Origin of the sequence: Streptomyces sp. NPDC019224, assembly GCF_040632605.1 — a bacterium.
Classification (GTDB): Bacteria; Actinomycetota; Actinomycetes; order Streptomycetales; family Streptomycetaceae; genus Streptomyces.
Genome location: NZ_JBEYCF010000031.1, coordinates 1 through 26,513 on the forward strand (window position 1 = coordinate 1; position 26,513 = coordinate 26,513).

Here is a 26,513-nt window from a genome sequence, read left to right on the forward strand (position 1 = left end):
CCGGCGCCCCGGGGGCCCTGGGGGCCCGGGGGCGCCGTTCACCGGCCGGCTGCTCAGCCTTCCGGACCGCGCCGCCAGCTCTCCGGATCGATCCGTCCCGCGTACAGGGGGAGATCGATCGGCGACCGGCCGGCCTCGAACGGATCCCACACCCGGGTGAGACCTACGGTTCCCCGCGCGCGCACCCGGCGGGCCTCGCCCAGATCGAGTACGTCCGTCAGGATCTCCTCCGGGCCCGGCCCGGCCTCGGCACGCAGGTTCCCCTCGGGATCCACGACGACGCTGCGCCCGACACCGTCCGGCGCCGCCGCGTTGAGGCTGGCCATGAACACCTGGTTCACGATCGAGTTCGCCTGGGCGAGGACGACCTCCTGGGCCCGGTCCACGGTGGGCGTACGCACCAGGTTCAGTACGAGGTCGGCGCCCTGCCACGCCAAGTGGCGGGTGACCTCGGGGAACCAGGCGTCGTAGCAGATCGTCAGGCCCACGCGCCCGTGGCCCGGCAGGTCGAAGACCACGAAAGCGCTGCCGGACGCGGTCGTCTCGTACGGCCGCCACGGAAAGATCTTGCGGTACTCCGCGACCCGTTCGCCCGTGGGCGCGTAGACGGGTGCCGTGTTGTAGATCCGGCCGTCCGCGCCCTGCTCGTACACGCTGCCGGGAACCAGCCAGATGCCCAGTTCGCGTGCGAGGGCGGCCAGCGCGGTGCCACGCGGCCCGTCCAGGGGTTCGGCCGCCGCGCGCATCACGGCCTCGGGGTCCTCGTCCGGCCGGTGACCGCACAGGTGCAGTTCCGGGTAGGCGAGCAGCCGCACACCGGGGTGCGCCGCGACCACGCGGCGTACGTCCGCGGCGAACGCGCCCGGATCATCCGCGGCATGGTGCAGGGCGGCCGTCTGTACGAGCCCGATCGACAGGGGGGTGGTCATCGCTGGGTCAGCCTTCCGCGCTGAGTGGGATCCGGGGGACACGGTCGAGCCAATCACCGCGTCGGCCACGGGACAAGCCCCCTCATCCCAGCGGTATCCACAGGAAGAACCAGCACATCGATGACGGCTTCACCCGCCCCCGCGCCGCCCTCCCCCCGAAGGCACCGTGGTAGAACGAGGTCGTCGCGGCCGTGCGACACGGACGCGGACCACCGACTCGACAGGACAGGCATCGGATGACCCTCAACCAGCTGAGGGCCTTCGTCGAGGCGGAGCGGCTCGGGTCGTTCACCGCGGCGGCGCGGGCCATGGACATCGCCCAGGCGTCGGCCTCCGAACTGGTGCGCCGGCTCGAGACGGAGCTGGACGCCGAGCTGTTCGCACGCGGCAGCCGGACCCTGACCCTGACCTCGGCCGGCCAGGAGCTGCTGCCGTTCGCCCAGCAGGCGGTGGAGGCCGCCGAGAGCGGCACCCGGGCGGTGCGTTCGCTCGGGTCGCTGGGCGGCGGGACCGCCACGCTCGGCGTGCTCCGCAACGCGGACTACTACCTGCTGTCCGATCTCGTACGGCTGTTCCACGCCCGCTATCCGTCCGTCCGGGTGCGGCTGGTGGGCCAGAACTCGGCCGAGACCGCGTCGGCCGTGGCCGCCGGACGCATCGAGGCGGGCCTGGTCGTACTGCCGATCGACGACGAAGGGCTGGTGGTGAGGCCTCTCCTGCGCGACGAGGTCCTCTACGTCAGCGCGAGCGAGGAGCGCACCCGCACGCCGGTGACCATGGAGGCCTTCGCCGGAGCGCCCCTGGTGCTCTACGACGCCCATTACGGGTGGCAGGACCCCACCCGGCGCCAGCTGGCGGAGCGGGCCCAGCTCGCGGGGGTCCGCATCGATCCGCTGATCGAACTCGAACACGTCGAGGCCGCACTGAAGCTCACGGCCGCGGGGGTGGGAGACACCATCGCCAGTCGGGCGGTGGTCGCCGGCCCGGCGTTTCCGCCCGGTCTGCGCACCGCCCCCTTCGCGCCCCCGCTCTTCGACACCATCGCCCTGGTCAGACGGCAGGGGCATCCCCTGTCCCGGGCCACCAGAGAGCTCGTCAGGATCGCCGAGGACACCCTGCGCGAACTGCGGACCGACCTCGGTCTGTGACCCGTTCTCTCAGGGACAGGGAAACCCTGTGGTTGCGACAGGATCAGACCCTCTAGTCCTGTGGCAGCGTGCCGTCTAGCGTTCCTGCCATGCAGATCACGCACGACGAAGCACAGACCCTTCCGCCTTTCCAGTGGCTCAAGAAGCCGTCCGTGGACGGTCCCCCCGCCCAGCGCGACCCCAAGGTGGTCGAGCGCGTCTCCCAGATGCTGACGGAGATCGAGCGCAGGGGCATGGACGCGGTGCGCGCCTACGCCGAGGAGCTGGACGGCTGGTCGGGCGACCCGGAGATCGGTGCCGCCGAACTGAAGAAGTCGGGCGACGCCCTCCCGCCGGACGTCCGCACCGCTCTGGAGATGGGCTACGAACGCACCCACCGATTCGCCGCCGCGCAGCGCGAGCACCTGACGGACTTCGAGATCGAGGTCGCTCCCGGCGTGGCCGGCGGCCAGCGCTACGTACCCGTCTCACGGGTCGGCGCGTACCTTCCGGCCGGCCGTTTCCCCCTCCTCGCCAGCGCCTTCATGACGGTGAACGTGGCGAAGACCGCCGGTGTCCCCACCGTCCTGGCGTGTACGCCCCCCTCCGGTGAGCACGGGGCGCACCCCGCCGTGCTGTACGGCGCCTACCTGTCCCGTGCCGACCGCGTGTTCGCCCTCGGCGGCGTCCAGGCGCTCGGCGCCCTGGCCTTCGGCCTGCTCGGCGAGGCCCCGGTCGACATGCTGGTCGGAGCGGGCAACGCGTTCGTCACCGAGGCCAAGCGGCAGCTGTTCGGCCGGGTCGGCATCGACCTGCTGGCCGGCCCCTCCGAGGTCGCCGTCATCGCCGACGACAGCGCCGACCCGGTCTGGGTGGCGGCGGACCTGCTGGGCCAGGCCGAGCACGGCCCCAACTCGCCCGCGGCCCTGATCACCACGTCCGAGCGGCAGGGGCGGGCCGTCATCGCGGAGATGGAGCGCCAGCTGGCGACCCTGGCCACGCGCGACATCGCGGGTCCGGCCTGGCGCGACTTCGGCTCCGTCATCGTGGTGGCCGACCGGGCCGACGCGGTGGCCGTCGCCGACGTCATCGCTCCCGAGCACCTGGAGGTGCAGACCGAGGACGACGACTACTACCTGCAGAACCTCTCCAACTACGGTTCGCTGTTCATCGGCTCGTGGTCGACGGTCGCCTACTCGGACAAGGGCATCGCCGGCACCAACCACGTGCTGCCCACCGGCAAGACCGCCCGCTACAACGCGGGGCTCTCCGTCTCCCGGTTCCTGAAGCCGCTGACCTACCAGCGCGCGTCGAAGGAGGGGACGGTGTCCCTGGCCCCCGCCGTCGAACGCATCTCGGCGTTCGAGGGACTGGCGGCCCACGGCGCCACCGCGACGCTCCGCATCGACCGGATCGGCCGGACCTCCGGCGCGTTCGACGGCATCCCGGCCGCTCTGCACGACCAGCTCTGACCCTCCTGCGTGCCGCCGCGCCACGGGTGCGGCGGCACGCAGGCGGTCGTCCGCGGCCGGCCACGCCGGAGGCGCGAGGGCTCAGCGGGCGCGGGCGTGGGTGGCCCGGGGGACGAACTCCGTCGGCAGGACCACGCGTTCGCCCGCGGGGTCCACGTCCTTGGCGATCCGGCGGACCAGCAGGCGGGCCGCCTGCCGCGACAGCTCCCGCAGATCGTGCCGGACGGTGGTCAGCCGGAACACCTCCCACGCGGCCATCGGAAGGTCGTCGAAGCCGACCACGGTGAGGTCCTCGGGTACCTTGACGCCCGCTGCCATGGCCGCGTTCAGGACGCCGATGGCGACGACGTCGTTCCCGCAGAACACCGCCGTCGGCGCCCGGTCGGCCGCGAGCAGCGCGGGCAGCGCCCGGTAGCCGGTCTCGTACTCGAACGCGCCACGCACCACCCGGGCCTCCGGCAGCCCGACCCCCGCCTCGGCGAGGGCCAGACGAAAGCCCAGTTCCCGCTCGCGGCCCGTCGTGGTGTTCGGAGCGCCGAAGACGCCGGCGACGCGCCGGTGTCCCAGGGCGACGAGCTCCCGGGCGACGAGCCGCCCGCCGCCCTCGTTGTCGACGACGGAGGCGAAGTCACCGGCCCGGCCGGTGTCGCGGTTGAGAAAGACATAGGGCATGCCGCGCCGCTCCAGCTGGTCGGGCAGGCGGGAGTCGGTGGTGGCGGTGGCGAGGACGACGCCGTCCATCGACTGATCGAGGAGCTTCTCCTCGGCGACCGCCTCGTCGGAGCGCTCGGTGATCAGCATCATCCGGTAGCCGAGGCTCCCCAGTTCATCGTGAAGCGGGGCGATGACGTGTGGGTAGAACGGGTTCGTCAGGTCGGTGACGATCACGCCGACCCGTCGTGTGGCACGCGTCGACAGGGTGCGTCCGGCCTCGCTCGGCACGTAGTCGAGGGCCTCGGCGGCCCGTCTGACCTTCTCCCGGGTGGCCGGGGAGACCCGGGGGTCGTCGCGCAGGGCGCGGGAGACCGTCGGCTGCGAGACACCGGCCAGCCTGGCCACGTCGTGACTGGTGATCCCCATGGGCGCTCTCCTCGTCGCAATCGGCGCCGGTCCGAGGGCGCACGCCTTACCAGTATACGTATGCCATACCCGCATCCGGGGCGCCCGCCGAACGCTCCGGAAACACCACCAGGTCCGGGCTGCCGGACATGTTCCGGGCGCAGAACAAAGAAAAATCCGGGCGCAGAACAAAGAAAAAAATGAATCACCCTTCCCCCCTTGACATCCCGCCGCCCGCCACATGTCATGGGTATGCATACGTATACACGAATGAGGAGCGGCCATGTCCGAGACCGTCGTCACCCCCAGCGAGCTGGCGCGCCGTACCGTGCGCCGCAGCGACTTCGTCTCCTGCAACCAGGCCTTCATCGACTGCCGCACCCCCGGGTCGGACCGCAAGGAGAACTACGCGATGATCGGGCCGGGGGTCTCCCAGGCAGCCGGTCAGCACGTGAACCTCCGGCTGCCGCACGGCTACAACATCGGTGCCGCCGCGATGCCGCACGGCATCACCAACAATCTGCACCTGCACTACACCGCCGAGGTCTTCGTCTGCACCGAGGGCGAGTACCTGCTGCGCTGGGGCGCCGACGGCACCGAGGGCGAACTCCTGCTCCGGGCCGGCGACATCGCCTCCATCCCGACCTGGATCTTCCGCGGGTTCACCAACACGGGCCCGGACAACGGCTGGATGTTCACCGTGCTCGGCATGGACGACACCGGCGGCATCATCTGGGGCCCCTCGGTGCTGCGGGAGGCGCAGAAGCACGGCCTGTACCTCACCGCGGACAACACACTCGTCGACGCCGTCGCGGGCGACACCGTGCCGCCGGAGTCCGAGCTCGTCACCCCCCTGGCGCAGGAGCACCTCGACCGGCTGCGCAGCTACACCCCGGACGAGATGAAGCGCCGGATCGCCGCGGCGGACGAGCTGGTCTTCTCCGACCGTCCGTTCCTCGACAGCACGCTGCCCGGCGGAGGCGCCCGGCTGAGCTGCGTCATCGGCTACGGCATGACCGAGGACCCGCACCAGGAGCCGCGTGTCTTCAACCCCCACGGGCACAACGTCGCCTGGCTGCGCGCCGAACCCGGGCAGGGCGTCTCGACGCACCGCCAGCACGAGACCCAGACCCTGATCGTGAAGGACGGCCTGTGGGAGGTCACCCTCAACCGCACCGATCCCGTCTCGGTGCGCCTCGGTCCCCGCGACATGATCTCCGTGCCGCAGGACGCCTGGCGCACCGTGCGCAACGTCGGTGACGAGCGGGGCGACCTGCTGGTGGTCAACTCCGGTGACGGCCGTGTCCGCCTGGAGTGGGACGAGGAAGTGCTCAAGAGCGCCGCGGACGCGGGGCTGGGCATCGACCACAACGGGTACGTCGCCCCGTACGCGCTGCTGCCCCGTTCCGCGCGCTCCTGGTGACCGGCGTGCCGAACGAGGACACCGCGGGCCCGCTGCCCCTCGTCGTGGTCCCCGGGATGCTGTGCGACGCGGACCTGTGGAGCGAGGTGGCCTTCCCCGCGGGTCATGACGTCCACCACGTCGCCCTGCGCCGGCCGGACGTCGGCGCGCTCGCCGAGGACGTACTGGCGGCCGTGGAGGGCCCGTTCGTGCTCGTGGGGCTCAGCCTGGGTGCCATCGTCGGGTTCGAGGCGCTCCGCAGGGCGCCCGGACGCGTCGCCGGCCTGTGCGTCATGGCGACGAACGCGGCGGCGCCGCGCCCCGAGCAGTACACGGCCTGGCGGGAGCTGGACGAGCTGATCACGGCCGGCCGGTTCCCGGACGTCGTCGAACGGACGCTGCCGGACATGTTCCCGGACCGGAGTCCCACCCCCGAGGGGGCGCGACGCTACCGCGAGATGGCGCGCTCCGTGGGCGCCGACGCGGCCCGGGCCCAGCTCGCCGCACAGGCGACCCGCTCGGACGCGGCCGAGGTGCTGCGGGCGACCCGCTGCCCCACCGTCGTCCTGGCCGGGGCGCGCGACACCCTCTGCCCGCCGGCCTTCCACCGCCGCGTCGCCGACGCCGTGCCCGGAGCCCGTCTGACGCTGCTGCCCGACGCCGGGCACCTGCTGCCCTGGCAGCAGCCCGGCGCGGTGACGGCCGCACTGCGTGACCTGGTGGCGGCCGCCTCCGTCGCGGGGCCCTCCGCCACCCGCCCCTGAGTACCACCCGACCTGTCCCCCCCCATGCCCACCCGGAAGAGAGCCGTCATGCCCCGACACCTCAAGTCCCCCGTCGCCGCCGCTCAGGTGACCGCGGCCCGAGCGGACGTCAGCGAACGCGTCGCCGCCATCCTCGACGACATCCGTGCGCACGGCGACGACGCGGTCCGCCGGTACTCCGAGCAGTTCGACGACTGGAGCCCCGCGGAGTTCCGCCTGAACCCGGACGAGATCCGGCGGATCGTGTCCCAGGTGCCCGACACCGTCCTGGACGACATCCGCTTCGTCCAGCAGCAGGTCCGCACGTTCGCCCGGGCCCAGCGGGACGCGCTCGCCGACGTCGAGATCGAGACGCTGCCGGGTGTCCGGCTCGGTCACCGCCACGTCCCCGTCTCCGGCGCCGGCGCCTACGTGCCCGGTGGCCGCTACCCGCTGACCGCCTCCGCGCACATGACCGTCGTGACCGCCAAGGTGGCGGGCGTCCCGCGCGTCGCGGCGTGCACCCCTCCCATCCGCGGGGAGATCCCCGCCGCGACGGTCGCGGCGATGCACATGGCGGGCGCCGACGAGATCTATCTGCTGGGCGGGGTCCAGGCCGTCGCGGCGCTCGCCCTCGGGACCGAGACCATCAGCCGCGTCCCGATGCTCGCGGGTCCGGGCAACGCCTACGTGGCCGAGGCCAAGCGGCAGTTGTTCGGTGAGGTCGGCATCGACCTGTTCGCCGGTCCCACCGAGATCCTGGTGATCGCCGACGAGCACGCGGACCCGTTCGTGGTGGCCGTCGACCTGCTGTCGCAGGCGGAGCACGGCCCCGACTCCCCCGCCGTCCTCGTCACCACGTCCGAGGAGCTGGGCCGCGAGGTCGAGCGGCACATCGAGCGTCTGCTGCCCGGCATGCCCACCCGTGACTTCGCCGCGCCGGCCTGGCGCGACCACGGTGAGATCGTCGTCGCCGACACCCTCGACGAGGCCTTCGAGATCGCCGACTCCTACGCGAGCGAGCACGTGGAGGTGCTGACCGAGGAGCCGCGCCAGGCACTGGAGAAGATGCGGGACTACGGTGCGCTCTTCCTGGGCGAGGGCACCTGCGTCTCCTACGGCGACAAGGTCATCGGCACCAACCACGTCCTGCCCACCCGTGGCGCCGCCCGCTACACCGGCGGACTGTGGGTCGGCAAGTACCTCAAGACGGTGACGTACCAGGAGGTCACCGACACCGCCTCCTCCGCCCTGCTCGGCGAGGTGTGCGGCCGGGCCGCCCGGGTCGAGCTCTTCGAGGGGCACGCCCGCTCCGGTGACGTCCGGGCCGCCAAGTACGGCAAGGGCACGCTGCCGTGGAACGAGGAGGACGTCGCATGACCGGGCGCACCTCTCCGCTGGAGGGCCGCACCGCCCTCGTCACCGGCGGCGGCAGCGGCCTGGGCCGGGCCGTGACCGGGGCGCTGCTCGCCGACGGGGCACGGGTGGTGATCACCGGCCGCGACGAGACGGTGCTCAAGGAGACCGCGGCGCGCTTCGGGCCGCGCGTCACGCACCGCGTCTGCGACGTCTCCCGCCCGGACGACGTCGACGGACTCGCCCGGAGCCTGGCCGACGAGGAGATCTCGATCCTGGTCAACAACGCCGGCATCGCCGGCCCGGTGGCCCCCCTCACCGAGATCGATCCGCGCGACTGGGACGAGGTCTTCGACGTGAACGTGCGCGGGGTGTTCCTGATGTGCCGGGCCTTCCTGCCCGCCATGACCGCGCGGGGCGCCGGCGACATCATCAACATCGCCTCGGTGTCCGGCAAGCGCCCGCTGCTGCGGCGCACACCGTACTGCGCGTCGAAGATGGCGGTCATCGGCCTCACCACGACCCTGGCCGGCGAGGTCGGCCCCCTGGGCGTGACCGTCAACTCCCTTTCTCCCGGGCCGGTGTCCGGGCCGCGGATGGAGCGCAACTTCCGGCTGGAGGCCGAGCGCACCGGCAGCACGTACGCACAGGCCGAGCAGGCGTTCGTGGGTCGGTCCGCCCTGGGTCGCATGGTCACCGAGGACGAGGTGGGCGAGGCGGTCAGCGCGATGCTGCGCATGCGCGGTCTGTGCGGGGCCGATATCGACCTCTCCGCGGGGATGGTGGCCCGATGACGGCACCCGCCCCGGCACGGCGCAGCCTGAAGCAGCGCCTGGCGGCCGGCGAGCGGCTGCGGGGGGCCCTGCTACGGCTCCCCTCGGAGACGCTCGTGGAAATGGCGGGGGTCGCGGGCCTGGACTACGTGGCCATCGACTGCGAGCACGGGCCTGCCGACACAGCCCTGCTCCAGCAGCATCTGACGGCCGCGGCGGCGCACGGGCTCGACGTCCTGGTCCGCGTGGGCTCGGACGAGCCGGCGTTCGCCCTGCGCTGTCTCGACCTCGGTGCCGCCGGGCTGATCCACCCGCACGTGGACGGTCCGCAGGACGCCCGGAGGGCGGTCTCCGTCAGCCACTATCCGCCGTGGGGGGAGCGGGGCTTCGCCACCTACAGCCGAGCCGGTCGCTTCGGCACGGTCACGGCCGCGGACCATGTGGCGGCGTCCCGCGAGACCCTGGTCGTGGCGATGATCGAGACGCGGCGCGCCTGTGACGCCGCCGACTCCATCATCGCCACCGAAGGGGTGGACGCGGTCCTGGTGGGCCCCGCCGACCTCGCCGCCGACTGCGGCTTCCCGGAGCCCGCGACGGTCGACGGCCTGATCGCCCGGGTCCATGACGCCGCCCGGGCCGAGAAGTGCGCGGTGATGACGATCGTGCCGGGCCTCGAGGCCGGGGTGGCCGCCGAAAGCCGTGGGGACCAGTTGATCCTCTTCAACATGACCCACGTCCTGATGGACACCTTCCGCTCACTTGCCGCGCCCCGGGCGACAGGGGCCGCGCAGGACTTCACCTGACAGGTCGCGGCAACCCGCGAGGGGGCCGCCGCCCGGGCGACGGGGCCCCGTCGCGACCCTTCGGAGCCACCAAAAGTTCATACGTATGCACTACTCTTCCCGTGTCATCGGGGCGGCCGCGTCCGCCGCAGCGGCCGCCACTCCCGCCGCCGACCCGTCTCCCCTCGACAAGGATCGACACGGACGAGTGGAACGGCATACTCCGAGCCCATCGCCATGATGGCTGCGCGGCGGCCGGAAGCCGCACCCCAGCCACCCGGGACGCACCCTGGGCGATTACTCTCCTGACATCCCTCTACATACGCATTCACACACTGGAACGGAAGCACCATGACCCTGGACCCCGTCGCGTACCTCCCCTACAAGGACCCGGACGACTTCATCCGCGAGGTGACCGACCGTATCTGGGTCGACCGCGACATCGCGCACATCGTCGACAACTACGAACCCGACTCCATCGTGCACACCAGCCTCGGCACCGTCGTCGGCCGTGACGGGGTCATCGAGGGCAGCACGATCCGCATGGGCAGCGCCCCGGGCCACATCGGTCAGGCCGAGGACGTGGTGTGGGAGGCGCGCGGGGACGACGCGTTCCTCAGCAGCCACCTGGTCTTCTCCGCCGACGAGCACCTGGTGGACGGCCGCAACATCCGCATCCGCAAGCGCACGGTGGCCAACTGCCTGTACCGGCGCGGCCGGATGGTCGAGGAGTGGGTCGTGCGCGACGACCTGGCCGACTGCCTGCAGAGTGGCCAGGACCCGGACGAGGCGGCGAGCAAGCTGACCTTCCAGGGGTACAGCGGCTCCATGCTGGAGGAACCGCCGCGGGACGTCCTGCTGGAGGGCGTCAGCGGCGCCCGCCCGGACGAGTTCCGCCCCGAGTGCGAGATGGTCCTGCGGTTCATCGACGAGGTCTGGACGCAGCGCCAGCTCAACAAGGTCCACGACTACATGGACCGCGACCTGTTCCTCCACACGATCGGCGACCGGACGGTCATCCGCCCCGAGCGCTACCAGAGCGACCTGCTCGCCATGGTCGGCCCCTTCCCCGACGCCCGGTTCGCCGTCCGTGACATCCAGACGAACCACTCCCCGCGCTACGCGGGGCTGCGCGTGGCCGTCCTGTGGACCATGCACGGCACCTACCGCGGTGTCCCCGCCTTCGGCCCGCTCACCGGCCGGCCGGTGACGGTGCTGGGCGTATCGCAGTTCCTGATCCAGGAGGGCCGCATCGTCAAGGAGGTGCGCGTCTACGACGAGATCTCGCTGCGGGCGCAGATCAACGCCGCGCGCGCGGACGGCCCCGAGGTGGAGGCCAACATCTACTGAGGTTCCGTGCACGGGCCTCCGTCCCGCAGCGGCGATGCCCGCCGCGTGCGGACGGGGCCCCGCACGGGCCCGGTCGCGTACGGGACCCGCGACGCTCCCCCGCGGCCATGCGGTAATATGGACGGCTGCGAAGGGGAGTAGCCCTGCAAACCGGTCGTCGACATACTGGAGCCTCCGGGTTCCCGGTGGCCGGGCTCGTGGAGTGTCACGGGCGGGCGAGACCTTCGGTCAGGTATGACACACCCACGCCCCGTGGGCGGTGCCGTCATGCCGGGCCGAGTGGTCCTCCGAAACGCCCGAGCGGCACTTCGCGGAGATCCCGGGCCCGGCTCGTAACAGAAAGCCACCCGGAATGCATCTCGACCCCCTGGCGATCATCACCGCTTTCGGGCTGATCTTCCTCGCCGAACTCCCGGACAAGACGATGTTCGCGTCGCTCGCCATGGGCACGCGCATGCGCCCGCTCTACGTCTGGTTCGGCACCTCGTCCGCGTTCATCGTGCACGTCGCCATCGCGGTGGGCGCCGGCGGGCTGCTCGGTCTGCTGCCCGACTGGATCGTCAAGCTCGTCTCGGCCCTCCTCTTCGCCTTCGGCGCCTTCATGCTGCTGCGCGGGGGCGGGGACGACGAGGACGACGAGGCGGGCCCGAAGACGGTGACCGGGTTCTGGCCGGTGTACTCGACGGCGTTCATGGCGGTGTTCATCAGCGAGTGGGGCGACCTCACGCAGATCACGACCGCCAACCTGGCGGCGAGCAACGGCACCTGGTCCACGGCGATCGGCTCCGCCGCCGCCCTGATGTCCGTGTCGGCGCTGGCGCTGCTGGCCGGCCGGTTCATCGCGAAGCGCGTACCGCTGAAGACCGTGCAGCGGATCGGCGGGCTGTGCATGCTGGGCCTGGCGGTCTGGACGGTGATCGAGATCTTCACCGGCTGACCCACCGGACGGACGGTCCACGGCGAAGGGGCCCCGCACACGCTCGTGCGGGGCCCCTTCGCCGTATCCGTCAGAACAGCGCCGGCGCGCTCTGCTCCGTACCGTTCTCGAACGCCAGCAGGCGCTGTTTGCGGTCCAGGCCGCCGCCGTAGCCGGTGAGGCCGCCCGATGCCCCGATCACCCGGTGGCAGGGCACGATGATGCCGACCGGGTTCTTGCCGTTGGCCAGGCCCACCGCCCGGGAGGCGCCGGGCTTGCCGAGGTTCTCGGCGAGTTCCCCGTACGAGCGGGTCTCGCCGTACGGGATGAGCCGCAGCTGCTCCCAGACGCTGCGCTGGAACGGGGTGCCCTCCAGACGCAACGGCAGGTCGAAGTCGCGCAGTTCGCCGGCGAAGTAGGCGTCGAGCTGGCGGATCGCCTCGGTGAAGGGGCGCGGGTCGGGCTCTCCGAAGGTCTCCTCGGGGGGCCGGTGGCGCTGGCCGGTCATGTAGAGGCCGGCGAGGACGCCGTCGGTGGCGACGAGGGTCAGCGGGCCGTAGGGGCTGTCGGTGACGGTGTGCTGCCGGGTCACGGGGTGCTTCCTTCGGCTTGGGGGAGGTGGTTGATGGGATGGTCGTCGACCGTCCAGAGGTACTGGACGGCGTACGCCCGCCAGGGGCGCCAGCCGGCCGCGCGGGCGGTGAGGGCGGCCGGGGTGACGGGCAGGCCGAGGTGCTGGGCGGCCCTGCGGATGCCGAGGTCGGTCGGGAGGAAGGCGTCCGGGTCGCCGAGGGCGCGCATGGCGATGACCTCGACGGTCCAGGGGCCGAAGCCCGGCAGCGCGGCCAGTTCGGTCCGGGCCCGTTCCCACTCGGAGTCGGGGCCGAGGCGCAGCGAGCCGTCCGCCAGGGCGTGGACGAGGGTGGTGAGCGTGCGGCGGCGGCTGCGCGGCAGGGCCAGCCGCTCGGGGTCGAGGCCGGCCAGCGCCTCCGGGTCGGGGAAGAGGTGGGTGAGCCCGCCCTCCGGGTCGTCGACCGGGGTGCCGTGGGCGGTGACCAGGCGGGCGGCATGGGTGCGGGCGGCGGCGGTGGACACCTGCTGGCCGAGCACGGCCCGGACGGCGAACTCCGCGCCGTCGACGGTCCGCGGCACCCGGCGGCCCGGTGCCGCGTCGACCAGCGGGGCGAGCAGCGGGTCGGCGCGCAGCTGCTCGTCGACGGCGACCGGGTCGGCGTCGAGGTCGAGCAGCCGGCGGCACCGGCTGATGGCGAGGGTCAGGTCGCGCGGGTCGGTGAGGGAGAGCCGGCAGGCGATGTGGTCGGGGCGCGGGGTGAGCGCGACGATGCCGTGGCCGTGCGGCAGGGCGAGGGTGCGCCGGTAGGCCCCGTCGCGCCACTCCTCGACGCCGGGGACGGCGGTGGCGGCGAGGTGGCCGAAGAGGTTGCCGGGGTTGAGCGGGGCACGGTACGGCAGGCGCAGCGCGATGACGCCGGGGGTGGCGGGTGCCGGTGCGCTGCGGGCGGCCCGGGTGCGCAGTTCGCCGGGGGCCAGGGCGAAGACCTCGCGGACGGTGTCGTTGAAGGTGCGGACGGAGGAGAACCCGGCCGCGAAGGCCACCTCGGTCATGGGCAGCGCGGTGGTCTCGATCAGCACGCGCGCGGTCTGGGCGCGCTGGGCACGGGCCAGGGCGAGCGGTCCGGCGCCCAGCTCGGCGAGCAGCTGGCGTTCGATCTGCCGGGGTGAGTATCCGAGGCGGGCGGCGAGGCCGGGTACGCCTTCGCGGTCGATGACCCCGTCCCGGATGAGGCGCATCGCGCGGGCCACCGAGTCGGCGCGCGCGTTCCACTCGGGCGAGCCGGGGCTGGTGTCGGGCCGGCACCGCTTGCAGGCCCGGAACCCGGCCTGCTGGCAGGCCGCCGCGCTCGGGTAGAACGTCATGTTCTCGGCCTTGGGCGGCACGACGGGGCAGCTCGGGCGGCAGTAGATCCGGGTGGTCAGGACGGCGGTGAAGAACCAGCCGTCGAAGCGGGCGTCCTTGGACCGGACCGCCCGGACGCAGCGCTCGGTGTCGGTGTGCATGGTTCAAGGATGGGCCACGGGCGGGGCTCGGGCTGGCGGAAATCCGACATGGGCGTCGGGCTGCCTGGGGCTGCCCGACGCCATGTATCCGGCGTGGCTTCGCCGGCTCCGGCTCAGCCGCGCAGGGCGGAGGCGAAGATGCCGGGCAGCCGGGTCGCCCTGGGGTCGGCGGTGTAGGCGGTGAGCCGTTCCATGGTCGTACGGCCGGTGCGGTTGGTGACGTAGTACGGAGGGCGCGGGGACAGGGACGGCGAGCCGGTGAACAGGCCGCGCGGGGCGGGTGCGAAGGGGGCGCGTACGACCGTCTTCTCCACGTGCTCCAGCATGAACGCGTTGTGCACGAAGCCGATGCCGCTGCCGATGTCCTGCCGGGTGTGCCCGGGGAAGGCGCCCCACGGGGTGTAGCCGAGCAGGAAGCCGAACGCCGACCAGCAGTTGACGCCGAGGGTGCCGTAGCGCAGCCCGGCGACCGCCTCGTCGACCGCGCGGCGGTGGGCGCGTTCGGTGCGGGGGTGGACCAGCAGGGTCGCACCGAGTGTGCCGGGGAGCCGGTCGTTGGCGAACTCCGTTGCGGCGCGCAGGAACTGCGGGGCGTCGGCGCCCGGCAGGCGTACGACTCCGAGGGCGCTGGCGAACACCTCGGTGTCCAGCATCGGGTCGCCCTCGTCCGTGATGTCCGGCACCAGGAGGCGGCAGGCCCCCTCGCCGTGGGTCTCGGCGTCCGGGTGGGAGCGGACGACCGCGTCGAGGCGGTCGGCGGCGCCCGGGTAGTAGTCGGCGCGGGGCGGCAGTTCGCGCAGCACCCGGCGGATCTCGGCGAGCAGCCGCTCGGTGCCGTCCCAGTCGCGGGGTACGACGAGGATCTGGCTGGCGACGCAGTTGTGGCCGGAGTTGTTCATCTTGCTGGTGACGATGTGCTCGGCCTGGAAGCGGAAGTCGGCCGCGCTCCACGGGCCGGGGGTCACGATGCAGGGGCTGACGCCGCCCAGTTCGCTGGTGAACGGCTTGTCGTTGAGCGAGGTGTCCTCGTTCCTGCGCCGCTCGGCCTGCTCGTCGGTGCCCCAGACGATGGCGTCGTGGGTGCGTTCGCTGCCGGTGACGTGGATGCTGTCGATGCCGTCGTGGGTGGTGAGGTAGGCGCCGGTCTCGGCTCCGCCGTCCACGAAGCGCACCCAGCCCCGCTCGATGAACTCGGCGAACACCTCCTCGAAGTGCGGGCGGAGGTAGGCGTTGACGGGGTTCATCTTGGCGAGGACGACCTCGCCCTCCGCGTAGAGCTTGTGCAGGATGTCGAGCGGGGTGATCGCGGGGACGTTCCCGGCGCCCAGGACCAGGGCGACGGCCGGGCGGCCGGGGCGGCCCCGGTACTCCCCCGCCGCGTCGGCCAGCGCCTCCCGGCGCGTGGTGCCGGGGAGCGTCCAGACCTCGGCGGTGAACCCGTTGAGCAGGAGGCGGTCCGCCGCGGTGGCGGGGAAGACGTCGACGAGGACGCGGCCGTCGTGGTCGCGGACGGCCTCGGGGCCGACCGGGTCCTGTCCGGCGGCCAGCCTGCGCAGCACGTGCAGATAGGCGCTCACCGTCTGGGCCAGGGCCCAGGGGGCGGTGACCCAGTCCTCGGCGGCCCAGGCCGAGTCGGCTTCGTACCCCTTGGCGGCGGCCGCGTCGGCGACCATGGCGGGCGCGGCTTCGGCGATGCGGGGGAGCATCCGCTCCAGCAGCCGGACGCGTTCCGCCGGCGGGGTGGCGGTCCAGCTGCCGGCGTGTTCGCGCAGGCCGGAGACGGCGAGGTCGAGCGAGCTGGTGTCGAGTGCGGGGGCTGCGCTCACGGGCGGGCTCCTTGGGAGGGTTCCGGTGGGGGGAGGTCAGGGGGTCGGGCGGGCCGCGTCGCGGGCCGGGTCGATGAACCAGAAGGATGCCGCAGACCCGAGGACGAGGAGAAGACCGGAGAGCACGACGGCGTTCTGGTAGCCGTCCGTGCCCTGGGCGTCGACCAGGGCGCCCACGACGGCCGGGGCGGCGAGTCCGGCCATGGTGACCAGCGCGTTCATGACGCCCAGGGCGCCGCCGCGCCGGGTGGGCGGGGCGAGTTCGCTGATGGTGGTGGCCGCGACGGCCGCGTACGAACCGCCGAAGCCGAAGCCGAGGGCGATCAGCACGGTCTTGGCCGTGGAGCCGTCCGCGAGCGGGACGGCCAGGCAGCACAGGGCGCCGAGCGCGAGCAGCGCGCCGCCGACCCAGCCGCGGGCGCGGCGGCTGCTGACGCCGCGTCGCATCAGCCGCCCCGTGACGCCGGCCTGGGCGAGCAGGACGACGGCGCCGATGGTCCAGGGGGCGACGACGACGGTGCCCGCCTCGCCGGCCGTGTAGCCGAGCGCGTTGCGCAGGTAGGACGGCAGCCAGACCAGCATGAGGGCGACGGTCCAGTAGCTGGTGAAGTAGGCGAAGGTGGCCCCGATCCAGGTGCGGCTGGTGAGGATTTCGCGGTACGGGACCCGGTCGGCCGGGGCCTGTTCGCGTACGGGCGTACGGGCGGTCTCGACGCGGTGGCCGCCGTCGGCGCCCAGTGCCGTCCAGACCGCGGCCCACACCAGGCCGATCGCCGCCAGCACCCACAGGGCCGTGCGCCAGCCGTGGTGCTGGATCAGCCAGGACAGGCCGGGTGCGGAGGTGATCACGCCGAGCGTGACGCCGAGCGTGATCAGGGCGCCCGGCAGGTTGCGCCGGTCGTTGGGGAACCAGGCGAGCGTGGCCTGCTGCGCCACCGGGAAGGCCGGGCCCTCCGCCGCGCCGAGGAAGACCCGGGAGGCGACGAGGACGGCGAGGCCGCCGCCGATCGCGGCGGGCACCTGGGCCACGGACCACAGCAGGGCCATGAGCAGCAGCAGGATCTTGGGCGAGACCCGGTCGGCGGCGAGGCCGACCACCACGGCGGCGACGGAGAAGAGCAGGAAGAACGCGCCGTTGACGAGGCCGAACTGAGTGGCGCTCAGGTGCAGGTCCGCGCGGATCTCGTCGGCGGCCAGGCCGAGCACGGACTTGTCGGCGAAGTTGACCATCATGAAGACCACGAGGAGCACGGTCACCGTCCAGGCCCGGGTGGGGGTGCCGGCGGGTTCCCCCGTGTGGGTGGGGTGTGGGGGCCGTTCGATCGGTGCCGCGGTCATGGGATCTCCTGAGGAGCAGGGTCGGCGGGGTGCGGCCGTGAAGGGCGCGGGGCGGCCGTGAAGGGCGCGGGGTGGCCGTAAAGGGCGCGGGCCGGCTGTGAAGGGCGCGGGCCGGCTGTGAAGGGCGCGGGCCGGCTCGCACCGCGATCGGCGGGCGGTGCGAGCCGGGAGGGGGCCTTGCGAGGTGCCGTGCCAGGCGCCGCGGATCCGGCCGCGATCGGCAGGACACCCCCTGGGGGTCAGGACAGCGGGACGCCGGCGATGGCGATGCGCTCCATGACCCGGCGCTGCGGGAAGTAGTCGTTGATCGCGTAGTGCTGGGTGGCGATGTTGTCCCAGATGGCGATCGAGTCGGCCTCCCAGTGGAAGCGGACCTGGTACTCGGGGATGCGGGCCTGGAGCACCAGGATGTCGAGCAGTTCGCGGCTCTCGGCGTCGGACAGGCCGTTGATCCGGGTGGTGAACGGCTCGTTGACGTACAGGGTCCTGCGGCCGCTGCGCGGGTGGCGGACCACGACGGGGTGCTCGACCTGGGGCCAGGACTTGCGGAACTCGGCCTTCTGCTCGTCGTTCATGAGGGCGCCCCAGCTGGGTGCCCAGTCGTGGACGGCGGTGAGTTCCCCGATCCGCTCCTTCAGGTCGTCGGGCAGGTTGTCGTAGGCGGCGGCCATGTCCGCCCACATGGTGTCGCCGCCCGCCTCCGGCACCTCCACGGCGCGCAGCACCGAGCCGAGCGCCGGGTTGACCATGAACGAGTGGTCGCTGTGCCAGATGTTCTTGTTGCCGGCCGCCTTGGCGTCCTTGGCGAGGCGCGAGACGCCGGCCGTCCCGGTCTTCGGGAAGAACGGGTTGGGCTCCGGCGGGCCCCAGATGCCGGACAGGGCGAGCTGGTGCTCGGCGGTGAAGCCGGTCTGCTTGCGGAAGAAGACCACCTTCCACTCCAGCAGGGCCTGGCGCAGTTCCTCGGCGAGTTCGCCGGTGATCGGGCGAGTCAGGTCGACGCCGCCGAGCACGGCGCCGAAGTGCGGGGTGAGCGGGCTGATCTCGACGTGCCGGTAGGCGGTCGGCTCCGCGCCGGGAGCGAGCCGTTCGAGGGTGCGGCTCCCGTAGTGCATGAGGGGCTTGTCCAGGACCGGCCTCGGGTTCTCGACCGGGTTCGTCACAGCGGTCTGCATGGGGTTCCTCCCGACGGCGGGCTAATTACGTAACCAGCAGTATCGATATGAGGATGCGGCGGGGCAAGAGGTGTGACGGCTCGATTTGCCGGTGGATTCCGCGACCGGTCCGAGGCGCTCGCGGGCAGGCAAAAGCGCCCGGCGGCGCGGCCGGGTGACGGGGTTCTGGCCTACGCCGGAGCGGCCACCGCCCGACCGATGAGGTCCACCACGGAGTCCACCAGCCGCTCGTCCGGCAGGCGTTGTTCGCCGACCATGCGGAAGACCAGCGAGGCCGCGACGAGCGTCGCGGCGGCGGCCATGTCGATGTCCGCCCGCACGTCGCCGCGCGCCACACCGCGCTCCAGCAGGTGCCGGGTCTCGCTCATCACGCGGGCCGTGTAGGCGCGGTACGCGCCCGGTTCGGCGCCCGCCTCCGACGCCGAGCCGATCACCCCGGCCAGCAGGCGGGAGACGCCCGGCCGCCGGTACGCCTCCATGCGCGCCGTCAGCACGGCGCGCAGCTCGGCCCGGAAGTCGCCCATGTCGGGGACGGTCAGCGGCCCGATCCGGGACTCGGCGGCGGCCAGGACGAGGTCCTGCTTGGTGGCCCAGCGCCGGTACATGGCCGGCTTGCTCACCCCGGCGCGGGCGGCCACGGCGTCCATCGTCAGGGCGCCCATGCCGTTCTCCGTCACCAGCTCGACGACGGCGTCGAGTACGGCCCGGGTGACGCGCTCCTCGCGGGGTCTGCCGGGGCCCCGCCGCGCCTTGGTCACCTGTTCGTCGGCCATGCGCCGACCCTACGCGGGCCGGACCCGCCGGCGGCGGCAGGGGTACGGGTCCGGGCCGGGGCTCACCGTGCGGCGGTCCCGTTCAGCTCGTCGCGCAGGACGTGCTTGGTGATCTTCCCGGAGGGCGTACGGGGCAGGTCGGGGCGCAGGACGAGCTCGCGGGGCACCTTGTAGCGGGCGATCCGGGTCTCCAGCCAGGCGCGCACGCCCTCCAGGTCGAGCGAGGCGCCCTCGCGCGGGACGACCACGGCCACCACGGTCTCGCCCCACTGCGGATGGGGCCGCCCGACGACGGCGACGTCCAGGACGTCCGGGTGGCCGCGCAGGGCGCCCTCCACCTCCTGCGAGGCGACGTTCTCGCCGCCGGTGATGATCACGTCCTTCATCCGGTCGACGACCGTGACGAACCCGTCCTCGTCGACCCGGCCGAGGTCGCCGCTGCGGTACCAGTCGCCGGCGAACGCCTCGGCGGTGGCCTTCTCGTCGTCGAGGTAGCCGGCCATGCGGGTGTCGGAGCGCAGCCAGATCTCCCCGGTCTCCCCCACGCCCGCGTCCGTGCCGTCCTGGCGCACGACCCGCAGGTCGACCCCGGGCATGCCGCCCCGGCCGATCGCCCCGGCCTTCGTGAGCTGCTCGGCGGGCGAGAGCGAGGCGCCCACGGGGCCGGTCTCGCTCATCCCGTACACCTGGTGGAAGTCGTCGGAGCCGTACGCCTTCATGAGGCGGCGCGCGGTGTCCGCGTCGAGCGGTCCGGCGCCGTAGATCCAGGCGCGCACGGACGAGAGGTCGTACGAGGCGAAGTCGGCGACCGCCTGCGTCGGGGCGATCAGGGCGATCGGGGCGCCGAACATGGCGGTGACGCGTTCGCGCTGGACGGTCTCCAGCATGCCCCGGGGGTCGTACTCGCGCTGGAGCACCACCGTGCCGCGCGTCAGGAGCGTGCCCATCACCCAGTTGTTGAGCGGGGACGCGTGCCAGACGGGCATGCAGATCAGGAACCGCTCGTCGCGGCGCAGCGGGATGGCGGCGGCGGTGTACGCGGCCGTCAGGGTGATCGTCCGGTGGGTGTGGACGCAGCCCTTGGGGGTGCCGGAGGTGCCCGAGGTGTACAGGATCTGCGCGACCTCGCCGTCCGGGCCCGCTTCCCCCGCCCACGGCACGGCCGCCGCCACCCGTGCCTCGAACGCGTCGGCGGGCAGCTCGGCGGCCTCGGTGTCGGGGTGGCTGACCAGCCAGGTCACCTCGACGTCGGCGGCGGTGGCGCGCGCCCCGATCTCCGCGTCGACGACGGCGATCCTTGCCCCGCAGTGCCGCAGCTGCCGCTCCACCTCGGCCGTCTGGAGCTTGTGGTTCACGGGGACCAGGGTGGCGCCCGCGTACCAGGCGCCGAACGCCGCGAACAGGAACGCCGGGGTGTTGTACGTCATCACGGCGAGGCGGTCGCCCGGTCGCAGCCCGGCCTCCCGCAGCACGGTGGCGGCACGGCGGGCCGCGTCGGCGAACTCCCGGTAGGACCACCGCTGCTCCCGGTAGACGACCGCTTCGTGGTCGCCCGCCGAGCGGACGGCGCTGTCCAGCAGGGTACTGAGGTGCATCACGTTCTCCTGACGAGCCGGCCCGTTCACACGGACCGTGGCGGGAAACTCTGAATGATGGTTCACTTCTTTCATGGCCTACCGCAAGACCCCAGCCGAAATCAGTCGGCTCGAAGCAGCCAGGGAACACCTCGTCGCCTGCGCCACCTCGGTGGTCACCGAGGTGGGCTGGGCGCAGGCGTCGGTCACCGCCGTCGCCGACTCGGCCGGCATCGCGGCCGGCTCCGTCTACCAGCACTTCGCGTCCAAGGCGGCCCTGGCCGTCGAGGTGTTCCGGCGCGCCGCCGGACGCGAGGTGGAGGTCCTGGGCGAGGTGCTGCACGAGCCGGGCACGCCGGTCGAGCGGCTCGCCCGCGGCGTCGAGGTCTTCGCCCGCCGGGCGCTGGAGAACCGCGGACTGGCCTACGCGCTGCTCGCCGCCCCCGCCGATCCGGCGGTCGGCGCCGAACGGCTGGATTTCCGCCGCCGCTACCGGGCGCTGTTCGCGGAGGTCGTCCACGAGGGCATCGAGGCCGGGCTGCTGCCCGCGCAGAACGGCGGGATCACCGCCGCCGCGCTCACCGGCGCGGTCGGCGAGGTCCTGGTCGACCCGCTCGGCGCCCGGGACGGGGAGACCACCGAGACGCTGCTGACCGAACTCGTCGCCATGGCCCTGCGCTGCGCGGGCGCCCCGTCCGCCGCGCGCCCCTGACCGATCCGTATACCCCTTCCCCCAGGAGGCTCCCGTGTCCACGACCGCCGTCCCCCGCAGCAACCCCGGCGCCACGACCCACGAAGTGACCAACCAGCCGCCGCCGTTGACCGGGCACGACGTCGCCGACGACGCGGTGCTCCTGGAGGGGCTGCGCCGCGAGGGGGCCGAGTGGCACGCCGAGGAGCTGCACCGGCTCGGCCGGCTCGTCGGCGGCGAGCAGGCCCAGGAGTGGGCCGAGCAGGCCAACGCCAACGAACCCGTGCTGCGCACCCACGACCGCTACGGCCACCGCGTCGACGAGGTCGACTTCCACCCCGCCTACCACCACCTGATGGACGCCTCGGTGAGCGCGGGCCTCGCCGGTGCCGCCTGGGCCGACGAGCGCCCCGGCGCCCACGTCGCGCGGGCGGCGGGCTTCATGGTGATGTCGACGCTGGAGGCGGGCCACCTGTGCCCCGTCTCCATGACGTACGCCGTCGTCCCGGCCCTGCGGCACGCGCCGGACCTGGCCAAGACGTACGAACCGCTGCTCACCAGCCGGGTGTACGAGGCCGGACTGCGCACCCCCGGCGAGAAGCCGGGGCTGCTCGCCGGGATGGGCATGACGGAGAAGCAGGGCGGCACCGATGTGCGCGCCAACACCACCACGGCCACCGAGGCGGGTGACGGGACCTGGCGGCTGCGCGGGCACAAGTGGTTCACCAGCGCCCCGATGAACGACCTGTTCCTGGTGCTCGCCCAGGCGCCGGGCGGCCTCTCGTGCTTCCTGGTGCCGCGGGTGCTCCCGGACGGCAGCCGCAACACCTTCCGCATCCAGCGGCTCAAGGACAAGCTCGGCAACCGGTCCAACGCCAGCAGCGAGCCCGAGTTCGACGACACGGTCGCCTGGCTCGTGGGCCCGGAGGGCAAGGGGGTGCGCACCATCATCGACATGGTGACGATGACCCGCCTGGACTGCGTCATCGGCTCGGCGGCCGGCATCCGCGCCGCACTCGCCCAGGCCGCCCACCACGTGCGCCACCGCTCGGTCTTCGGCGCCAAACTGATCGACCAGCCGCTGATGCGCAATGTGATCGGTGACCTCGCGGTCGAGTCCGAGGCGGCCACCACGCTCGGGCTGCGGCTGGCCGGCGCCGCCGACCGGGCCCAGCGGGGCGACGCCGGGGAGCGGGCGTTCCTGCGGCTGGCCACGGCGGTGTCCAAGTACTGGGTGTGCAAGCGGCAGCCCGTCGCCGTCGCCGAGGCGCTGGAATGCCTCGGCGGCAACGGCTACGTGGAGGAATCGGGCATGCCGCGCATGTACCGGGAGGCACCGCTCAACGGCATCTGGGAGGGGTCGGGCAATGTGAACGCGCTGGACCTGCTGCGCGCGCTGGCCCGGGAGCCGGAGTCGCTGGAGGCCTTCCGCGCCGAGGTCGAGGCCGCCTCGGGGGCGGACCGCCGGCTGGACACGGCCTGGCAGGAGCTGCGCGGCGAGCTGGTCCTCACCGAGGACGCCCCGCTGCGGGCCCGGCGGCTCATCGAGCGCGCGGCGCTGGTGCTCCAGGGCTCGCTGCTGGTACGGCACGCGCCGACGGCGGTCGCGGACGCGTTCTGCGCCTCCCGGCTGGCCGGCGACCGGGGACTCGCCTTCGGCACGCTCGCCGCGGGCACCGACTTCGCGGGCCTGCTGGAGCGGCTGCCCGCGTAAGCGAACCCCGCGCACGGAGCCGGACCGCCCTTACGGAGTGCCGCTCTCGATGAGCCGGCGCACCCCGGCCACATGGGCCACCCCCGCCGGGTACGGCAGGGCGGCGGCCAGGGCATCGGCGCGGCGCAGGGCCTCGTGGGCGGCGTCGCCCTCGCCCAGCCGGAACAGGGCCAGGGCGAGGACCGTCCGCGCGTCCGCCTCCGCGATCCGCTCGCCCGTCCGGGCGGCCCGGGCGACCTCGTCGGCGGCCAGCCGCCGCGCCGGTTCCGGCCGGCCGCTGTGCAGCTCCGCCCAGGCCGCGAGGACGGGCATGTCCCGCTCGTGGCCCTCCAGGGCACGCCGGGCGTGGCCCGGGAGCCCGTCGCGCAGGGCGAGTTCGGCGCGGGCCGCCCGTACGCCGTCGCCCGCCTGCCGGTCCACGAGCCCCGGCGACGACCGCGCCCGGTCCAGCAGGACGGCGGCGTCCTGCGCGTCCCCCGTACGCATCCGGACCAGGGACAGGGCCGCCAGGGTGTACGGAAGGCACCAGGCCTCGTTCTGCTCGGCGCCGGCCACCGCGGCCTCCGCCAGCGTCCGCGCGGTGTCGAACTTCCGGAGCAGCAGCCACAGTTCGGCGAGGTTGGCCCGTTCGAAGGCGGCTCCGGCCAGATCGCCCGACTGCTCGACGAGGTCGAGGGCCCGCTGCCCGGTGGCGACGGCCTCGCGCAGTTGTCCGCTGCGGCGCTCGTTCTCCCGCAGCGTCGAGAGCACCGAACCGAGGAGGGTCGGGTCCCCGTACGCCTCGGCCGGGGCCAGCGCCAGGTCGGCCGCCTCGCGGGCCTCGTCCAGCCGCCCGCTCAGCCCGAAGATGCCGGCCCGCTGCGAGTGCACCCGGGCCATCAGCCCTTCCCCCGGCTTTCCGGGCACCCGCAGCGCGGCGGCCAGGGCCTGCCGGGCGGCGTGGTCCCCGTCCTCGTACCGCCCCTGGATACGGCACAGCACCGCCTCGGCGAGGTAGTGGCCGGCGGCCGGTTCCGGTGCGGTGTCCGCCGTCACCGGGTGCGCGGCGAGCACCTGCCGGCCGGCGTCGGGCAGGCCGGTGCGCCCGAGGGTGTCGGCCAGCCACGCGGCGGCGAGCACGACCTCCTCGTGGTCGCCGCGCCGGACGAACTCGTCCAGCGCGAGGCTCAGCACCTCGGCCGCCTGGGCGAAGTTCCCCATGCGGCGCAGCACCTGGCTGTGGGCGAGGCGGGCGCGGGCGGCGTCCACGTCGAGCCGGGCGACCAGGTCGCGGTAGTAGCGGTCGGCGGTGTCGTTGGCGAAGAGGGCGGCGGCCCGGGCGGCGGCCCGGCGCAGGTATTCGGCGGCGCGCGGGTCGTCGGCGCGCGCGAAGTGGGTGGCGAGGGTGTCGACGGCGTCGGGGCGGCGGCGGAGCACCGCCTGCGCGAAGGCGCCGTGCAGTTGTCTGCGGCGGATCGCGGACAGTTTCTCGTAGCAGGTGAGGCGGACCAGGGGGTGGCGGAAGGTCAGCCCCGCCTCGTGCTGTCCGCCGACCACGATGTCCCGCTCCTCGATGAGCGAGGCGGCCATGGCCCGTTCCAGCGCGTCGGTGGCGGCCCCGCCGGTGACGGCCGGGTCCAGCCCGTGCCTGGCGACGTCGAGCAGTTCCGACAACGATGTCTCGGGGCCTGCCACGGAGAGCGCCTCGACGATTCTCCGGGTGTCGTGGTCGAGCCGGCCCAGCCGCTCCGCGACGAGCTGCCGCACTCCGTCCGGGGCGGCTGTCCCCGCCCCCTCGGCCAGCCCGTGCGCCAGCTCGACGGCGAACAGCGGGTTGCCCAGGGAGAGTTCCCAGACCCGGTCGGCCGTCCCCGAAACGTGCCCGAAGGTGAGCTCGACCGTGTCGCGTACGACCGCGAGGCACGCCTCCTGGTCCAGGCGCGGCACCTCCTCGCGGGTGGCCAGGCCCTGGCGGACCAGGGCCGACAGGCCGGTGCGCCGCGGGTCGCCCTCGGGCAGCTCCTCCTCCCGGTACGTCACGAGGAACCGCCAGCCGTCCGTCTGCGCCGCCCGCCTGGCCAGGTGGCTCAGCAGCTGGAAGGAGCCCAGGTCCGCCGCGTGCAGGTCGTCGAGCACGAGGAGCAGCGGCTGTACGGACGCCAGCTCGCCGAGCAGGCCGGAGGTGGCGCGGAACAGCCGGTCGCGCTCCTCCTCGGGGCTGCGCTCGGAGTCCGCGCGCACCCGGCCCAGGGCGGGCAGGAACGCGGCCAGTTCGGGGTACTCGCCGCCGACGCGGGCGCGCTCCGCCTCGTCGCGTTCGGCCAGCCAGCCGTCCAGCGCCTCGGCGAACGCCCCGTACGGGGTGTGCCCCTCCGCGTCGTGCCCGCCGCCCCACAGGACGGCCGCGCCGGAGGCCGCCGCCCGCCGGGCCACCTCGCCGACCAGCCGGGTCTTGCCGACCCCGGCCTCACCGGTGAGCACCCGGACGACCGGGAGGCCGTCCGCCGCGAGCAGCCGGCTCAGCTCGGCGTCGCGGCCGCGCAGCGGGGTGGCGGCCGGGGCCCGCAGGGAGGCGGGGAGCGAGGGCGTGGACGGGAGCCGGGCGGGCGGGGCCGCCGCCAGCGCGGCCCGGTGCAGGCGCTCGGTCTCCGGGCCCGGCCGTACGCCCAGCTCGGCGTCCAGGGCGGCGCGGCAGGCGTGGTACTGCCGCACCGCGCGCCGCCGCAGCCCCTGCCGGATGAACGCGTCGATGAGCACCTGGTGCGCCTGCTCCTCGGCCGGGTTCACCGCGAGCACCTGCTCGGCGACGGTCACCGCCTCGTCGGCGGCGCCCGCCTCCAGGCGGGCGGAGGCGAGCCCAAGGAGGAGCTTCTCCTTCAGTTCCACGAGTTCGAAGCGCCGGCCCTCGGCCCAGTCGGCGTAGCGGTCGTCCGGCAGCAGTTCTCCGGAGAACAGCTCCAGGGCCCGCACGATCGCGTCCGCGTCGCCGGTGGCGAGGGCGGCGCGCGCGGCGTTCTGCGCGTGGTCGGCGTCGACCCACACCGTGCGGGGGTCGAGGTAGAGCAGGGGCCCGTCCGAGACGAGGTAGGAGGACGCGGCGCGCGAGGCGAGTTCGGGTTCCAGGGCCCGGCGGGCGGCGTGGAGGGCGACGCGCAGGCTGCCCTGGGCGGCCTGGGGATCGGTGTCCGGCCAGCAGACGTCCATCACCTGCTCGCGGTGGAGGCGGTGCCCGGGTACGACGGCGAGCAGCTTCACCAGCGCCTGCGCGGTCAGTCTCGGCCACCGGGCAGCGGGTTCGGGCCCGCCGTCACGAGTGACCTGGAATCCACCGAAAAGGCGTATACGGAGCAGTGGTGCGGGCGGGGCGATGCCCGCTGTCTGGCGCGCGTTCATGAGGGCGCCACTGTAACCGGACGCGCCGAGGACCCTCCGGGCGGTGCCCGGAGGGTCCTCGG

The 26,513-nt window shown here is 73.5% G+C and carries 21 protein-coding genes; 11 read left to right on the plus strand and 10 right to left on the minus strand.

Annotation, left to right across the window (positions count from 1 at the left end; genetic code table 11):
* Positions 1-53: 53 nt before the first annotated feature.
* Positions 54-929: a carbon-nitrogen hydrolase family protein gene (locus ABZ564_RS20340; protein ID WP_360858095.1), complete on the minus strand. Its 876-nt coding sequence runs from the start codon at positions 927-929 to the stop codon at positions 54-56.
* 236 nt (positions 930-1,165) lie between these two features.
* Here ABZ564_RS20340 and ABZ564_RS20345 point away from each other — a divergent pair, with 236 nt between their 5' ends.
* Together ABZ564_RS20345 and hisD (ABZ564_RS20350) are read left to right on the plus strand one after the other, a co-directional pair.
* A complete protein-coding gene (locus ABZ564_RS20345) occupies positions 1,166-2,077 on the plus strand; it encodes a LysR family transcriptional regulator (protein ID WP_360858098.1) in 912 nt (303 codons plus the stop codon).
* 89 nt (positions 2,078-2,166) lie between these two features.
* Complete coding sequence (gene hisD, locus ABZ564_RS20350; RefSeq protein WP_360858101.1) at positions 2,167-3,528, plus strand: histidinol dehydrogenase; 1,362 nt, start codon at positions 2,167-2,169, stop codon at positions 3,526-3,528.
* Positions 3,529-3,609: 81 nt separating this feature from the next.
* Here hisD (ABZ564_RS20350) and ABZ564_RS20355 read toward each other — a convergent pair whose 3' ends face one another.
* On the minus strand, positions 3,610-4,608 hold the full coding sequence (locus tag ABZ564_RS20355; protein ID WP_360858104.1) for a LacI family DNA-binding transcriptional regulator: 999 nt from the start codon (positions 4,606-4,608) through the stop codon (positions 3,610-3,612).
* 262 nt (positions 4,609-4,870) lie between these two features.
* Here ABZ564_RS20355 and ABZ564_RS20360 point away from each other — a divergent pair, with 262 nt between their 5' ends.
* The 7 genes from ABZ564_RS20360 (at position 4,871) to ABZ564_RS20390 (ending at position 11,930) form a co-directional block, all read left to right on the plus strand.
* Positions 4,871-6,010, plus strand: a complete 1,140-nt coding sequence (locus ABZ564_RS20360; protein WP_360858107.1) for a cupin domain-containing protein — start codon at positions 4,871-4,873, stop codon at positions 6,008-6,010.
* Positions 6,011-6,015: 5 nt separating this feature from the next.
* Positions 6,016-6,753 carry an alpha/beta fold hydrolase gene (locus tag ABZ564_RS20365; protein ID WP_360858110.1) on the plus strand — a complete coding sequence of 246 codons (738 nt, stop codon included), beginning with the start codon at positions 6,016-6,018 and terminating at the stop codon, positions 6,751-6,753.
* A 48-nt stretch (positions 6,754-6,801) separates the two neighbouring features.
* The gene (hisD, locus tag ABZ564_RS20370; protein ID WP_360858112.1) at positions 6,802-8,112 is read left to right on the plus strand and encodes a histidinol dehydrogenase; all 1,311 of its coding nucleotides are present in this window, start codon (positions 6,802-6,804) and stop codon (positions 8,110-8,112) included.
* On the plus strand, positions 8,109-8,882 hold the full coding sequence (locus tag ABZ564_RS20375; RefSeq protein ID WP_360858115.1) for an SDR family oxidoreductase: 774 nt from the start codon (positions 8,109-8,111) through the stop codon (positions 8,880-8,882). Before hisD (ABZ564_RS20370) ends, ABZ564_RS20375 begins: the two co-directional genes overlap by 4 nt.
* A complete protein-coding gene (locus ABZ564_RS20380) occupies positions 8,879-9,664 on the plus strand; it encodes an aldolase/citrate lyase family protein (protein ID WP_360858118.1) in 786 nt (261 codons plus the stop codon). The genes ABZ564_RS20375 and ABZ564_RS20380 overlap by 4 nt, the downstream gene beginning before the upstream one ends.
* A gap of 330 nt (positions 9,665-9,994) precedes the next feature.
* Positions 9,995-10,993, plus strand: coding sequence for an ester cyclase (locus ABZ564_RS20385; RefSeq protein ID WP_360858121.1), 999 nt, complete (start codon positions 9,995-9,997; stop codon positions 10,991-10,993).
* A 352-nt stretch (positions 10,994-11,345) separates the two neighbouring features.
* Positions 11,346-11,930, plus strand: coding sequence for a TMEM165/GDT1 family protein (locus ABZ564_RS20390; RefSeq protein WP_360858124.1), 585 nt, complete (start codon positions 11,346-11,348; stop codon positions 11,928-11,930).
* 70 nt (positions 11,931-12,000) lie between these two features.
* Here the strand turns inward: ABZ564_RS20390 and ABZ564_RS20395 are convergent, their stop codons facing one another.
* The 7 genes from ABZ564_RS20395 to ABZ564_RS20425 all read right to left on the minus strand — a co-directional run bounded on the left by ABZ564_RS20395 (position 12,001) and on the right by ABZ564_RS20425 (position 20,695).
* Positions 12,001-12,501 carry a methylated-DNA--[protein]-cysteine S-methyltransferase gene (locus ABZ564_RS20395; protein WP_360858127.1) on the minus strand — a complete coding sequence of 167 codons (501 nt, stop codon included), beginning with the start codon at positions 12,499-12,501 and terminating at the stop codon, positions 12,001-12,003.
* Positions 12,498-13,988, minus strand: coding sequence for an AlkA N-terminal domain-containing protein (locus ABZ564_RS20400; RefSeq protein ID WP_360858130.1), 1,491 nt, complete (start codon positions 13,986-13,988; stop codon positions 12,498-12,500). Before ABZ564_RS20400 ends, ABZ564_RS20395 begins: the two co-directional genes overlap by 4 nt.
* Before the next feature lie 113 nt (positions 13,989-14,101).
* Positions 14,102-15,814, minus strand: coding sequence for an aldehyde dehydrogenase family protein (locus ABZ564_RS20405; RefSeq protein ID WP_360858133.1), 1,713 nt, complete (start codon positions 15,812-15,814; stop codon positions 14,102-14,104).
* A gap of 36 nt (positions 15,815-15,850) precedes the next feature.
* Positions 15,851-17,152: an MFS transporter gene (locus ABZ564_RS20410; protein WP_360858136.1), complete on the minus strand. Its 1,302-nt coding sequence runs from the start codon at positions 17,150-17,152 to the stop codon at positions 15,851-15,853.
* Between the two features lie 239 nt (positions 17,153-17,391).
* Positions 17,392-18,327 (minus strand): TauD/TfdA family dioxygenase, encoded by a 936-nt coding sequence (locus tag ABZ564_RS20415; protein ID WP_360858139.1) that lies wholly within the window; start codon positions 18,325-18,327, stop codon positions 17,392-17,394.
* A 170-nt stretch (positions 18,328-18,497) separates the two neighbouring features.
* The gene (locus tag ABZ564_RS20420) at positions 18,498-19,100 is read right to left on the minus strand and encodes a TetR/AcrR family transcriptional regulator (protein ID WP_360858142.1); all 603 of its coding nucleotides are present in this window, start codon (positions 19,098-19,100) and stop codon (positions 18,498-18,500) included.
* A gap of 62 nt (positions 19,101-19,162) precedes the next feature.
* Positions 19,163-20,695 carry an AMP-binding protein gene (locus tag ABZ564_RS20425; protein ID WP_360858145.1) on the minus strand — a complete coding sequence of 511 codons (1,533 nt, stop codon included), beginning with the start codon at positions 20,693-20,695 and terminating at the stop codon, positions 19,163-19,165.
* A gap of 73 nt (positions 20,696-20,768) precedes the next feature.
* On the opposite strand from ABZ564_RS20425, the gene ABZ564_RS20430 reads away from it, so the two are divergent.
* Positions 20,769-21,386, plus strand: a complete 618-nt coding sequence (locus ABZ564_RS20430; protein WP_360858148.1) for a TetR/AcrR family transcriptional regulator — start codon at positions 20,769-20,771, stop codon at positions 21,384-21,386.
* 34 nt (positions 21,387-21,420) lie between these two features.
* Entirely contained in the window at positions 21,421-23,079 is a 1,659-nt protein-coding gene (locus ABZ564_RS20435) for an acyl-CoA dehydrogenase family protein (RefSeq protein WP_360858151.1), read from the plus strand.
* A 30-nt stretch (positions 23,080-23,109) separates the two neighbouring features.
* Here the strand turns inward: ABZ564_RS20435 and ABZ564_RS20440 are convergent, their stop codons facing one another.
* Positions 23,110-26,451, minus strand: a complete 3,342-nt coding sequence (locus ABZ564_RS20440) for an AAA family ATPase (protein WP_360858154.1) — start codon at positions 26,449-26,451, stop codon at positions 23,110-23,112.
* Between the last annotated feature and the right edge of the window lie 62 nt (positions 26,452-26,513).